The sequence below is a fragment of the Anaerococcus ihuae genome (genome assembly GCF_928368155.1).
Classification (GTDB): Bacteria; Bacillota; Clostridia; order Tissierellales; family Peptoniphilaceae; genus Anaerococcus; species Anaerococcus ihuae.
Map to the genome: position 1 here is coordinate 465,374 of NZ_CAKMRU010000001.1, position 14,246 is coordinate 479,619.

Consider the following 14,246-nt stretch of genomic DNA (forward strand, 5'->3'; position numbering starts at 1 on the left):
GGAGAAAGTATGAAAAAAATAACATTATTACTGATTTTGCCATTTTTATTTATCTTAGTTTTAAGCTTTTTAATAAAAACATCTAATAAGTTTAATAGGTATGGGATAATTATTGAAGAATCAAAGAGAAATTTGGATGTGGCTTTGGCAAAAAGATATGATACAATTTGTGAAATGATTAAAGTTTGTAAATCATATGCTAGGCATGAAAAAAGCATATTTTCAGAAGTAACTATGGCAAGATCTGGATCTAATATTAAAGATCTTAACAAAACTATTAATAATCAAGATAAGACAATCGAAAAAATATTTGCCTTGGCAGAGGCCTACCCTGAATTAAAATCTTCAGAAGAGTTCTTGAATTTACAAGATCAAATAGACGATGAAAATGAGCAATTGGCTGCTGCAAAAAGAATTGTAAATAATAATATTTCCAAATTAAATCAAGATATAGTAACTTTTCCAAAATCAATAGTTGCAAGTATGAAAGGCTTGAGAAAAGCTGACTTTTTGAATGAAGAGAATATAGAAAGAAAAAAATCATTGGAAGATTTTGATTACGAAGTTTAGATATTTAAATATATATTTAGGGTATAAATTTACAAGAGAAATATTATTTGTAAATTAGGAGAAATATATGGAAAAAGATATTTGTATTCAAGATACCTATGGGGAAAGATTTCAGTATTGTTGGGGTTGTGGTCCCAAAAATGATATGGGACTTCATTTAAAATCATATCCAAGTAAAGACGAGAAAAGTGTAATTGCGAAAATTATTCCAGATAAAATGTATACAGGAGGAGTTCCTCAAAATTTGTTTGGTGGCATGATTGCAATGATTTTTGATTGTCATGGAACAGCATCAGCAGCATACTTTGCTCATATCGATAAAGGACTGGAATTTGATGAGAATACGATAATAGGAAGATTTATAACAGCAAGACTTGAAGTTGATTTTAAAAAGCCAACTCCAATGAATGAAGAAATTATAGTATCATCAAAATTAATTGAGCTAGGTGAAAGAAAAGCAATAATTGAAATGGAAATGACAGCAAAAGGAGAGGTTCGTGCAAAAGCAAAAATGATTGCTGTTAAAGTAAAGGATAATATGTAAATTTAATTATTTTTAAATAAATCACCAATATTAAAAAATATTTTTAAAAACTAAAGATTAAAATTGTGGTATAATTTTACCATGGTTTGAAACGCACCCACTCACAAAGGCTATTTGTGGTGGGTGTTTTATTTTTAGATTGGAGATTTTATGGAAGAAAAAAATCTTTTTAGAGATTTTAGCAAATATGTGTTTTTAAATATTTTGGGACAAATTGCTTTTTCTTGCTATACACTTATGGATACATATTTTGTATCTGTTAAACTTGGAGCAGATGGACTTGCTGCTTTAAATATTGCTTTTCCCATTTTTTGTTTATTAAATGGACTTGGTTTAATGTATGGAATAGGTGGGGGAATAAAATATGCAATTTGTAAAAGCAGAAATTCAGAAAAAAGAGCAAATAGAATTTTCACATCTGCTTTTTTATTAGCATTAGTTACAGGAATAATATTTTTTATAATTGGTCTTTTATTTTCAGAAAAATTAGTTGTATTTTTGGGATCCGATAAAAGTATTTTTGATATTACAAATACTTACCTTAAAGTAATGCTATTGTTTGCACCAGCTTTTTTATTAAATAATATTATGCAGGCATTTGTGAGAAATGATAAAAATCCTAGACTTTCTATGATAGCTATGATTAGTGGAAGTATTTCAAATGTAATATTAGATTACATTTTTATTTTTCCCATTGATATGGGAATATTTGGAGCTATATTTGCAACTGGACTTGCACCAATTATAAGCTTGCTTACAATTTTGCCTTATATTTTGAAAAGAAAAAACGGATTTCATCTAACAAAAATAAAATTAGATTTAGAAAGTATTTTAGAAATTATATCAAAAGGATTTACAGCTTTTATAACAGAAGCTACATCAGGGACTGTTATGCTTGTATTTAATTTATTAATTTTAGGAATTTCTGGAAATTTAGGAGTTGCAGCCTTTGGAATAGTTTCAGTGATCTCGCTTGTTGTGATTGCAATATATACTGGTTTATCTCAAGGTATTCAACCAATAATCAGCCACTATTATGGAAAAAAAGATAAAGAGACACTTGAAAAAATTTTAAAATATGGCTTGTTAACACAAATATTTTTATCCTTAATAATTTACTTAACCATATATTTTGGACGAGATTTGTTTACATCTTTTTATAATGAAGAAGGGAATATAATCTTACAAAGATATGCAAGCAAGGGCCTGGTTTTATATTTTTTAGCATGTCCTTTCATAGGAATAAATATTGTGACATCAACATTTTTCGCATCAACAGAAAAGGTAAAACTTTCTCAGATTATTTCCTTATCAAGAGGTTTTATAATTTTAGTACCTCTAGCATTTTTAATGGCAAAAAATTTCAAATTAAATGGAGTTTGGCTTTCATATCCATTCTCAGAAATTTTGGTAAGCTTAATTAGTATATTTTTGATATGGAAAAATTTAATTAAGAGCAAATAAAATTTTAAAAAAATTTCTAAAATATATAAAAATCTATTTAAGTTTATTTTTCATAGTGATATAATCATGATATAGATAATTATTATCAAGGAGTAAGCTATGATTTATATTGAAAATTTAAAAAAATCTTATGGTATTGGTAAAGAAAAAATAAACGCTCTAAATGGGATTGATTTAAAGCTAGAAAGTGGAAAAATATTGTGTTTGCTTGGACCATCTGGTTCAGGAAAATCTACACTATTAAATATTTTAGGTGGTATTGAAACAATTGATCAAGGACTTGTTAAGGTTTTTGAAAATGATTTGAATAAAATGAATAAAAAAGATTTGGAAAATTATAGGAGAGAGAATCTAGGTTTTGTTTTCCAATTTTATAATCTTATAAGCGACTTAAATGTAAAAGAAAATATAGAAGTTGGGGCTTATTTATCTGATAATCCTATTGATATAGATGAATTAATAAAAAATTTATCTCTTGACGATCAAATATATAAATTTCCAAATGAAATTTCTGGAGGTCAAGCCCAAAGAACTTCTATAGCAAGAGCAATAATTAAAAGACCAAAACTTTTGATATGTGATGAGCCTACAGGAGCTTTAGACTATGAAAGTGCCAAGGATGTATTAATTTTAATTGAAAAGCTAAATAAAATTTATAATTCAACTGTAATTATAGCTACACACAATGTTCAGATTTCAAAAATGTGTGATTACATTATGAATATTCACAATGGTTTAGTTAGAAGTTTTGAAGAAAATAAGGAAAAAATTCCTGCAAGGAGCGTGACTTGGTGATGAAAAATCCAATTAATAAGAGAATTTTTAGACAAGTTAGATTTTATCCATTTAGATTTTTTCCTATTTTTATTCTAATAGCTCTAGTAGTTACATTTTCAGCTTCATTTTATACTGCTCAAGATTCGGTAAAATTTGTATACTATAAAGAATTAAAGGATGGAAGGGTAGAAGATGGCCAATTTACTGCAATTAATAAATTAGATAAAAATACAGTGGACAATATTAAAAAGGACCATATAAAATTATATGAAAATTTTTCTATAGAATTGAATGAAAGTAAGGATAAGAAACTTAGAGGATTCATAAATAGAAATAAAATTAATATAGGTCAACTACACCAAGGCAGATTTCCAAAGACAAAAAATGAAATAGCTTTGTCAAATAATTATGCTAGAATCAATAATAAAAAATTAAATGATAAAATAAAATTAGAAGGAAAAACTTTCAAAATAGTTGGGCTTGTTTCCCTTCCAGATTATTCATCACTCCTAAGAAATAGACAAGATTTAGTTATGGATACTGGATATTTTGGTGTATGTCTTTTTAATAAAGAAGGTTTTGATAGTTTTAGTGAAAAAACAAAAAAATATACTTATGCATATCATAATTTAGATAAAATTAATAAGAAAGATCAAAGAAATAAAATTAGAAAAATAGTTAATAAAATCAATAAAAAAAATTTCGTTATTGATTATGTGATAAGAGCAGATAATCACAATATTTCCTATATCATGGATGATATGGATGGAGATGTTCCGACAATGACTAGTTTTATGATAGTTTTATTTTTTGCTCTAGCATTTGTAAGTGCTGTAGAAATGAAAAGTTTGATAGAAAAGGAAGCTTCACTAATTGGAACACTACTTTCCTTGGGATATAAAAAAAGAGAAGTTTTTATAAATTATATGGTTATGCCTTTATTTATAACAGTAATTGGAGCTTTAGTGGGAAATTTATTATCATATTTATTTGTTTATAAAAAATATGTAAACTTATATTATAATTCATTTGATTTGCCAAAATTTGAACTTAAACTCAGCCCAAGATCCTTTATTATTACAAGCCTTATACCAATACTAATCTATATATTAGTAAATTCGATTATAATTTCTAAAAGTTTGAATTATAAGCCCTTAGATTTTCTAAGGAAAAATTTAAAAAAAGAAAAGAAAAAAAATAAATTTAAACTAGAAAAATTTGATTTTATTAATAAATTTAGGATCAGGGTTTTATCAGCCAATAAACTTAATTTGATTGCCTTATTTTTCGGGATTTTCTTAGCAAATTTACTACTAGTAATCAGTTTATCAATTAGACCTGTTTTTACAAAATATACAGAGAACATGAAAGAATCAATGAAATATGATTACACCTATTTTGTTAAGGGAGAAGATAAAAATATTAAAGAAGAGAAAGCTAGTATAATAGAAGCAGAATTAGTAGGTTTAAATGATAAAAAAATTCAAGTTTATGGAATTGATAGAACATCAAAATATAAAATAAATTCTTATGATACTTTAAAAGATAATGAGGTAATTGTTTCACAGGGCTTTATTGATAAATATGGCTTAAAAGAAGGTGATGAATTTAAAATAAGAGAGCCTTATAAAAATAGAGAAAAAAAATTTAAAATTAAAGGGATAAACAAATCAATCAATCTTTTTAAAATTTTCATGAAAAGAAAATCTTTAAATAAAGTGATTGGTATGGATAAAGAATTTTTTAATACTTATATGGCGGATGAAAAATTAAAACTATCAAAAGAAATTGAAGTAAGTAAAATTGATAAAAAAGAAATTACAAAGTTTACGGAACATTTTTTGAATAATTTTGGTGTGTTTTTTGATACTATGATTGTTATAGGAATATTTTTCTTTTTTATAATTACGGTACTTATTTCTAATGTTATAATAGAAAAGTCGAGAACAAATATTTCCTACATTAAAACATTTGGGTTCAAAAATAAAGAAATAACAAATATATATATAGATCCAATCTTTATTTTTGTAATAATTTTTCAAGTATTAATGATTCCACTAATAAATAAAATAGTACAATTTTTTATGTTCTTATCTATGTCAAAATTAGATGCCTATATTAAAGCTCAAATACCTATAAAAATTTATATCGTCGTGATAATAATTAGCATATTGTTATTTACATTAGTTCAAATTATTCAAAAAATTAAACTATCAAAAATAAATATGGTAGAGGAATTAAAAGTTATTAATGGATAAGGTATATATTATTTGAAAAAAATTTTAGATAAGATTTAAAATCAGAAAAATCACCTGGATTTAATATTCAGAGTGATTTTTTTAAAGTCGCACTTTAATAAGATAATAAAATAAATCAATTGAGTTTGAAATTGACAAATAATATTTAATATTGTAGAATAAACTTATATTAAAAATTAACATTTAATTTTAATTAGATAACAAGAAAAAGGAGAATAATATGGAAAAGAAAAAATCGGTTCGATTACCTAGCTTTTTTGAAGCAATTTTACCAATTATTACCATGGTTTCATTGATGATTTATGTTTTTGTTTTTGCAAAAGAAAAAGTTGATGGGAAAATGGAAGCAATTTATGACGGAGCTCATATGCCGCTTATTTGTGGAATTGTTGTAGCGTGTATTGTAGGAAAACTTTGTGGTCATTCTTTTAAAGATATGCTAGCAGGAATGATTGATAGGATTAATACAACTTTGGACGCAATTTTAATTTTACTTACTGTAGGTTTATTGATTTCTTCATTTATGATGAGTGGAACAATTCCAGCTTTAATTTATTATGGATTAGAATTATTAAATCCAAAATTATTTTTGCCGATTGGTTGTATAATTACTGGTATTGTTGGGCTTGCTTGTGGTTCATCTTGGACTGCAACTGCAACGATTGGTATTGCATTTATGACAATTGGACAAGGACTAGGAATTAATCCTGCGATAACTGCTGGAATGGTAATTTCTGGAGCCTATATTGGAGATAAATTTTCTCCCTTGTCTGATACAACAAATCCTGCAGCTGGAGTTTCAAAAACAGGTTTATTTGATCACGTAACAGCAATGATTTCTACAACTGGTCCTGTATTTTTAATTTCATTGATTTTATACACAATTTTGGGACTTAGGGCAAATGTTGTAAATTATGACCCTACAATTGCTGAAGGAATAAAAACTTCCCTTGCAAGTAATTTTAATTTAAATCCTTTGGTTTTACTTCCAATACTTATTATTGTTTTAGTCTGTGTATTAAGAATTGAAGGTCTTGCTGGAGTAATGATTTCTGTTCTTGTTGGAATTATTTTTTCACAAATATTTCAAGAAACAAAATCCTTGGCTGAAATTTTTGAGATTTTACACTACGGACCGGAGATAGAAACTGGAAATACTTTTGTTGATGCAGCCCTTGCAAAGGGGGGGATGGGCAATCAAATGTGGACTGTGAATTTAATTTTACTTGCAGTATCTTTTGGTGGAGCTTTGGAAAAATCTGGAGTTGTTGAAAAATTATTTGCTCACTTAAAAGAAAAAATAAATTCGGTGGGTGGACTTGTTTTCACAACAATGGCAACTTCAATTTTCTGCGATGCTACCATGTGTGATCAATTTTTAGGAATTGGTGTTCCAGCTCCTTTATATGAAGATAAATATGACGAGATGGGTCTTTCAAGAAATTTCCTATCAAGAACTTTGGAAGATGCAGGAACCTTGTGGGCAGTAATGTTTCCGTGGACAGCTTGTGGGGCATATCAAATGAAAACTTTAGGAGTAAATCCACTTTATTATTTCCCATTTGCTTTTGTAAACTTATTAAGCCCTATTTATGCTCTTATAACAGCATATTTAAAAAGAAATATATTTTGGGCAGATGGATCTTACACAAATGTTTTTGGAAAAACAAAGATGAAAAAGAAAGCACGTGCTCCAAAAGATGTTCAAGAATATGCAATTAGTCAATTAAATAAATTAAGAAAAGAAGGAAAGGCTCCTGAAATTTCACTTTAAATCCTCCATTTAAATAAGCTTTTCTTTCAAAAAAATAATGCTATACAAAAAAGTATAGCATTATTTTTTATTCTTTAATTTTTTTAGCTTCCTTTGGAACTCTATCAAAAATTCCTGTAACCATAAGGGCGATTGCTCCATCACCTGTTACGTTACAAGCTGTTCCAAATGAATCTTGAAGGGCAAATATAGAAAGCATTAAAGCTGTTCCTGTATCATTAAATCCTAAAACAGAAATAATTAATCCTAAACTTGCAACTACTGTTCCTCCTGGAACCCCAGGGGCAGCTATTGCAAAAATTCCAAGAAGGGCAATAAATACAATCATATTTGCAGTTGTTGGCAATTGTCCTGTTAGAATTTGTGAAACTGTCATTACAAAAAATACTTCTGTTAAAACGGACCCACATAGATGTGTATTAGAACATAGTGGAATTACAAAATCTCTTATTTTTGGATCTAAAGTTTTTGATTTTCTAGCACATTTTAATGCAACTGAAAGGGTTGCTGCTGAAGACATTGTTCCTAAAGCTGTAAGGTAAGCTGGTAAATAATGACCAAAAACTTCTTTTGGATTTGTTTTTGAAAAAATTCCTCCCAAAGTGTACAAGAGTGTCATCCAAATAAAGTGTCCAACAATAACAATTAAAATTATTTTCAAAAATACTGGTAATTCTTGTAAAACTACTCCTTCGTAGGCTAAAACTGCAAAAGTTGAAGCAATATAAAAAGGAAGCATGTTTATTACAATCACATCTACAATTTTTAAAACAATATTATTAAGTTCTAATAATAAATTTTCCCAAGTTTGAGATTTGGTAAGAATAACTGCTATACCAAAAATAATTGATGTTACAAGTGCAGTCATAACTGGCATTATTGGATCTATTGATAATTTAAAAATAGATTCAGGGATTTCTTTTGCACCTGCAACATTTGATGCTATGTTTAGATGAGGAATTATAGCTTTTCCTGCTAAAAAGCTAAAAGTTCCAGCACCTATTGATGATAAGTAACAAATCAAAAGTGTTACTGTAAGAATTTTTCCTGCATTTTCTTTAAGAGAAACAATTGCAGGAGTAACAAAACCAAGAATAATTAAAGGAACAATATAACCAATCATATCGCCAAGAATGGTTTTTATCGAACTAACTACCAAAATCGCAGGTTCATTTGCAATTTGCCCAATAAAAATACCGACAATAATTCCCATCACTAGTTTAAAAACTAATGAGTTGAAAAAGCTTCTCTTTTTCATTTTTTATACCTCTTTCATTCATTTTAATAATATTCTACATTAATTCAACAAAATTACAATACTATAATAGTCTTTTATTGTAATAAATTATATTAATCATAAAGTTTTGCTTGGCTTAAATACATTTTTTTATAAAGTCCATCATCTTTCATCAGCTTTTCATGATTCCCATTTTCTGTAATTTTTTTATTATCACAAACAATAATCCTATCGGCATATTTTGTTGATGAAAGCCTGTGAGAAATAAAAAGTGAAGTTTGTCCTTTTGAAATATCCAGCATTTTTTCAAAAATTTCTTGTTCACTTCTCGGATCAAGAGCACTTGTTGGCTCATCCATTATAAAAAATTTTCCTTCATGTACCATTGACCTTGATAGGGCTAGTTTTTGTCCAATTCCACCAGAAGGTTCGACAGAATTTTTTGAAAAAAGGAAAGTTAAGAATGTATCTTCTTTATTTACAAGCCCATCTATCCAAGATTTCAAATTTAAAAGATAAAAAGATTCATCCATTTTTTCTCTTTGATAATTTGTAATTTCACCCAACAAATTTGCTGAAATATTTTCAGAAATTCTAAAAGGAAATAATCTAAAATCTTGAAAAGTTGGGGAGAGGATTTTATAATATGTTTTTGTATCTATATCATTTATATTAATCCCATTCAAATAAATATTTCCGCTTGTAGGCTTATAAAATTTGCACAAAAGTTTTACAATTGTAGATTTTCCAGCACCATTTTTCCCCACAAGAGCTACAGTTTCTCCATTTTTTATTTCAAAAGAGCAATTTTCCAAAATATTTTCCTTAGATTTTGGATATTTAAAGCATACATTATCAAATTTAATAGTAATTTTTTCTGTATTTATTTTTTTGATTTTTCCATCATCAAAATTTTCTTCTTCTTGATTTAAAAAATCAAATAAGCTTTGAAGTTGAGCATTAAAGGCAATTACTTGGGCATAATTTTTTTGTATTTCCTTGCTTGCATTTATTAAACTTATTAATGAGTTAAAATATAAAGTAAAATCAGCAAGGCTTATGGCTTTTTCTATAAGCTTTACTACAAGAAAAAACAAAGATCCAAGTATAGAAAAATTAGAAAATACATTCATAAGCCCAACATAAATTCCATTTTTTGTATAATATGCGCTGGAATTTTTGACCAATTTTTGATGAAAAATTTCAGATTTTTTTAAAATAAAATCTTCTCCATTATAAATTTTTATATCTTTAAAATACCTGTGATCTTGAGAAAAATTTACAAAAAATCTGTAAGCTCTTAGAACAGGTATATCATTTTTTTGATAATCTAATTCATTTTTCTTTATTAATTCTACAATTTTTTTATTTAAAAGTATTAATATAAGTACTACAAGTACAACAAAAACCGTTAATTTCATTAGAATTATTAAAGAAAAGATTCCAGTTATAGCAAGGTTTAAAGATAGTGTAAAGGTGTCAACTACCTTATAAATTTCAAAAATTGCATGATGAGATTTTTCCATTTCATCTTGAATTTTTTTACTATCAGATTTTTCTATTGGTAGCTTAATTGCTTTTTCACTTAACTTAAAAGTGTAAATTTCAATAAATGACTCAAAAGCTTCAGTAATTAAATTTGCATTTAACCTGTTGATTAATCCCCTAATCAAATCAAAAATCAAAACTAAAAAAGCGATTATAAAAATTATTTTTAATCTTTTTTGTCCGTATATTTCATCAATTATTAATTTTGGTGCAATAATAGAAAAAAGAGGAAGTATTCCCATAAGAAGAGAAAAAATTACAAATTTTTTGATGAAATTTTCGTGTATTTCATTTATTTTTTTTAATAATTTTAAAATATTTTTCATACTTTCTCCTTATAATTTTTTGCTTGAAGATTGTATAAATCTTTGTAATCAGAATCGTTTTTCATAAGTTCTTCATGACTTCCTGTAGATTTTATTTCTCCATCTTTTAGATAAACTATCCTGTTGCAAAATTTTGTTGATGCTAGACGATGAGATATAAAAATTGAAGATTTATCTTGAATCAAATCATTGTACAAGGTATATAATTCTCTTTCTGCAAGAGCGTCAAGTTGGGCGGTCGGTTCGTCCAAAATTAAAAGTTTTGAAGAATTTTTTTCAATACTTCTTGCCAAATACAATTTTTGCTTTTGTCCACCAGAAAGATCAACTCCATCATCATCTAAAATTCTAAGCAAAGTTAGCTTATCTTTTTTGTCATAAGATTCTATTATTTTATTCAAATGAGTAAGCTCATAAGTTTTTTCTATATTTTTATTAGAATCATTTAACAAAATATTTTCTTTAATAGAAAATGGAAGAATTTGAGAATCTTGGAACACAGCTGAAACCAAGCTATTATAATCATAATCTAGTTTTTTGAAATTTTTACCATTAACAAAAATTTCCCCTTCATAAGACTTATAAAAACCTGCAAGAATAAGAGCTAGAGTAGATTTTCCAGCTCCATTTTCTCCGACTAAGGCTATTGATTCATTATTATTTATTGTTAGATTTATATTTTTTAGAACGTATTTGTCTGAATTTGGATATTTAAATGATAAATTTACTAAATCGATTTTTAAATTTTTTGGTAAATCTTTATTTTCAAAAGATTTTTGATAAGGATTTATAATTTTAAAAAACGGTTTAAATCTTGTAAGATTATCAAAAAAATCATTAAAAATCCACATAAACAAATTGTTAAAATTTACAAAAGCTAGAATAGCTGTAAAATAAACATAAAAATCGCCAATGTCAAGCTTTCCGCTCATAAGATTTGTAATAAGCCAATACATAATAAGACCATCCCTAATAAAATTAATAAGTCTTACAAGACTATAAATTTTAAAAGTTTTTTTATCTGTTCTTACTAGGTAGGATATTCTATCTTGGTTGGTTTTTTTGTAAAAACTTTTAAAGACATTTATAAAATCAAAAATAAGTATATCTTGTTTTGATAAGGGAGACCTTAGCTCATTGTTTAATTTTGTAAATTTATTGTAGTTTTCGTCTTGGTCATTCCAAAATTTAGAAAATTCTATAGGAATTTTATTTGCAATATAAGTTGAAATTATTGTCAAAATAATTATCAAAAATAAAATAATTCCGCCAATTTTTAAAAAAATCCACAAAAATCCTGCAATAGAAGTTAGGGATGCTAAAAATTCTGGCAAAGTCATCATTACAGCACCTGCTCCTAAAAATGGACTATCGACTGCCTTATTTGCGCTATTTATTTTTTCAGATTCAGATTTTTTCATTTTTGCTTCATAGGGAAGGTAGAGGGCGTATTTTGTTACCATACTCATATATTTATATCTAATATTATTCATTTTCATACGGTAACTACCCATGATAAAAGATTCAAAAAAACTTATAATCGTTGATAGGACTAATAATAAAATAAAAAAGCCTAACATAAAATCAAGTCCATTTTGATAATTTTTCAATATGTAGGCAGGCGAAATAATCCATATAAATGGTTTTAAGCCTATAAATATGGAGTTAAGTATGATTAATAAATACATGCTTGGCTCATACTTAGCCATTGATTTAAAAATATATTTTAATTCTTTCATAAAAAGCCTAAACGGCATCCTCCTTGTTATAGTAAGTCAAGGAGCTTTTCCTCACTTACAAGTTACAAATTTCCTCTTTATTCTTAATATTATTGTTCATTTTTCTTCTCCTTTCTTTAAACTAATTTAATATTAACAATTTAATTTAATAAAGTCAAAAAAAGATGGAAAAAACCATCTCAGAGCGTAGACAAACCCTCAAGCACGAATATCTGACTTCAAAAATTGTTGATTTCTAAATTCCAAAATTCTAAAAACGCAAACTCGCTAACGCTCAAACAGTGCGTTTTTTTGACGAATTTTAAAATTTGAAATCAAATCAATTTTTTCCGTATGATATTCTTAGCATGAGGATTTGTATACTTTATCAATAGTCTGAGATGGTAAAAACCATCTTAATTTTCTAATATTTCTATTGCACATTTTAAACCATCAAGAGCTGATGATATTATTCCACCTGCATAGCCTGCACCTTCACCAATCGGTCTTAAATTATTAAATTTTAAAGTGGAATAATTTTTATTTCTTTCAATTCTAATTGGACAAGAAGTTCTTGTTTCAACTCCTGTTAAAATTGCATCTTCATCGGAGAAAGCTTTCATTTTTTTTGAAAAATCAATAAGAGCAAGTTTTATAGCCTTATTTATTTTTTCTGGATAAATTTTATTTAAATCAGCAAACTTATAAGATGGTTTGTAAGTTGGTTGAATTTTTCCTAAATCTTTTGAAACTTGACCATTAATATAATCACAAACTTTTTGAACAGGAGCTGTAAAATTTCCTCCACCAAGCTTGTAAGCTTTCTCTTCAATTTCTCTTTGAAATTTAATACCAGCAAGATTATCATCTCCCAAAATTTCTGGTCCAATAGCACAAACAACAGCGGAATTTGAATTATAATTTCCTCTGTCATGATAGCTCATTCCATTTACACAAAGACGATTTTCTTCACTTGATGCAGGAACTACATAGCCGCCTGGGCACATGCAAAAAGTATAGACAGAAATATTTTTCTTTTTATCAAAATATTTAAGGGCGTAGGAAGCCTGTGGAAGTCTATCATCAATAATTTTATATTGGCTAAAATTAATATCTTTTTGCAAGTGTTCAATCCTAAAACCAACTGCAAAATTCTTTTGACTTATATCAACATACTTATCTAGCATTATAAAAGTATCGCGAGAAGAATTTCCCAAAGCGAGTATATATTCATCAGCCTGATATTCACTTTTATTTGTAATAAGAGCTTTTATCTTGTCATTTTCAATTTTTAAATCAGTAAAAATTTCATTAAAATGGAAAGTTCCGCCCATCTCAATAATTTTTTTCCTAATATTTATAATAACCTTTCTTAAAAGGTCAGTACCAACATGTGGCATTTGGGTGTATAAAATATCTTCTGGGGCACCATTTTCAACTAAAATCCTAAAAACTTCTCTAGACCTTTTATCCTTTGACCTAGAAGTTAATTTTCCATCAGAAAAGGTTCCAGCTCCACCTTCGCCAAATTGAATATTTGATTCTGGATTTAATTTTAAATTTTTAATAAAATTATCGATAGTTTTTACCCTATCTTCAATTTTTTCTCCTCTTTCAATGATGGTTACATTGACATTGTTCTTACAAAGGGCATAGGCACAAAAAAGTCCGGCTGGGCCAGAACCAACTATTACAGCAGATTTTATATTATTTTTATTTGATAAATTTAAATCTTCTTCAACAAATTCCCCAATATCATTTTTTGATTTTTTCCTAGTTTTTTTATTAATTTCACAATCAAGCAAAACATGATAAACATAAAAAATACCACGCCTAGCATCGATTGATTTTTTATAAATTTTAAAAGAATCAATTTTTCTATTAATTTTTTCTTCAATAGCTTTTTTTAAATTTTCATCATTATCCAAATCATATGGAATTTTAATATTTCTAATTATATACATAAAACATCCTTTCCTAACTATTTTAGCAGATTTTAGCTACTAAATAAATTTAAAATGATATATAAT

At 27.0% G+C, this 14,246-nt stretch carries 10 protein-coding genes; 6 read left to right on the plus strand and 4 right to left on the minus strand.

All coding sequences use genetic code 11. From position 1 onward, the window contains the following. The first annotated feature begins 9 nt into the window (after positions 1 to 9). The 6 genes from L6653_RS02180 to nhaC all read left to right on the plus strand — a co-directional run bounded on the left by L6653_RS02180 (position 10) and on the right by nhaC (position 7,387). On the plus strand, positions 10 to 570 hold the full coding sequence (locus L6653_RS02180) for a LemA family protein (protein ID WP_236785311.1): 561 nt from the start codon (positions 10 to 12) through the stop codon (positions 568 to 570). 67 nt (positions 571 to 637) lie between these two features. Continuing rightward, positions 638 to 1,114, plus strand: a complete 477-nt coding sequence (locus tag L6653_RS02185; RefSeq protein WP_236785312.1) for a thioesterase family protein — start codon at positions 638 to 640, stop codon at positions 1,112 to 1,114. A gap of 150 nt (positions 1,115 to 1,264) precedes the next feature. After that, positions 1,265 to 2,578: an MATE family efflux transporter gene (locus L6653_RS02190; protein ID WP_236785313.1), complete on the plus strand. Its 1,314-nt coding sequence runs from the start codon at positions 1,265 to 1,267 to the stop codon at positions 2,576 to 2,578. 99 nt (positions 2,579 to 2,677) lie between these two features. Next, on the plus strand, positions 2,678 to 3,373 hold the full coding sequence (locus L6653_RS02195) for an ABC transporter ATP-binding protein (RefSeq protein WP_236785314.1): 696 nt from the start codon (positions 2,678 to 2,680) through the stop codon (positions 3,371 to 3,373). Beyond that, on the plus strand, positions 3,373 to 5,613 hold the full coding sequence (locus tag L6653_RS02200; RefSeq protein ID WP_236785315.1) for an ABC transporter permease: 2,241 nt from the start codon (positions 3,373 to 3,375) through the stop codon (positions 5,611 to 5,613). Before L6653_RS02195 ends, L6653_RS02200 begins: the two co-directional genes overlap by 1 nt. Before the next feature lie 220 nt (positions 5,614 to 5,833). Further along, positions 5,834 to 7,387 carry a Na+/H+ antiporter NhaC gene (nhaC, locus tag L6653_RS02205; RefSeq protein ID WP_236785316.1) on the plus strand — a complete coding sequence of 518 codons (1,554 nt, stop codon included), beginning with the start codon at positions 5,834 to 5,836 and terminating at the stop codon, positions 7,385 to 7,387. A 67-nt stretch (positions 7,388 to 7,454) separates the two neighbouring features. Here the strand turns inward: nhaC and L6653_RS02210 are convergent, their stop codons facing one another. From L6653_RS02210 to L6653_RS02225, 4 genes are all read right to left on the minus strand, one after another. Beyond that, entirely contained in the window at positions 7,455 to 8,645 is a 1,191-nt protein-coding gene (locus L6653_RS02210; RefSeq protein ID WP_236785317.1) for a dicarboxylate/amino acid:cation symporter, read from the minus strand. Positions 8,646 to 8,737: 92 nt separating this feature from the next. After that, positions 8,738 to 10,498 (minus strand): ABC transporter ATP-binding protein, encoded by a 1,761-nt coding sequence (locus tag L6653_RS02215; protein ID WP_236785318.1) that lies wholly within the window; start codon positions 10,496 to 10,498, stop codon positions 8,738 to 8,740. After that, positions 10,495 to 12,255: an ATP-binding cassette domain-containing protein gene (locus L6653_RS02220; protein WP_236785319.1), complete on the minus strand. Its 1,761-nt coding sequence runs from the start codon at positions 12,253 to 12,255 to the stop codon at positions 10,495 to 10,497. Before L6653_RS02220 ends, L6653_RS02215 begins: the two co-directional genes overlap by 4 nt. A gap of 377 nt (positions 12,256 to 12,632) precedes the next feature. Further along, positions 12,633 to 14,180, minus strand: a complete 1,548-nt coding sequence (locus L6653_RS02225; RefSeq protein WP_236785320.1) for an NAD(P)/FAD-dependent oxidoreductase — start codon at positions 14,178 to 14,180, stop codon at positions 12,633 to 12,635. Positions 14,181 to 14,246 lie beyond the last annotated feature (66 nt).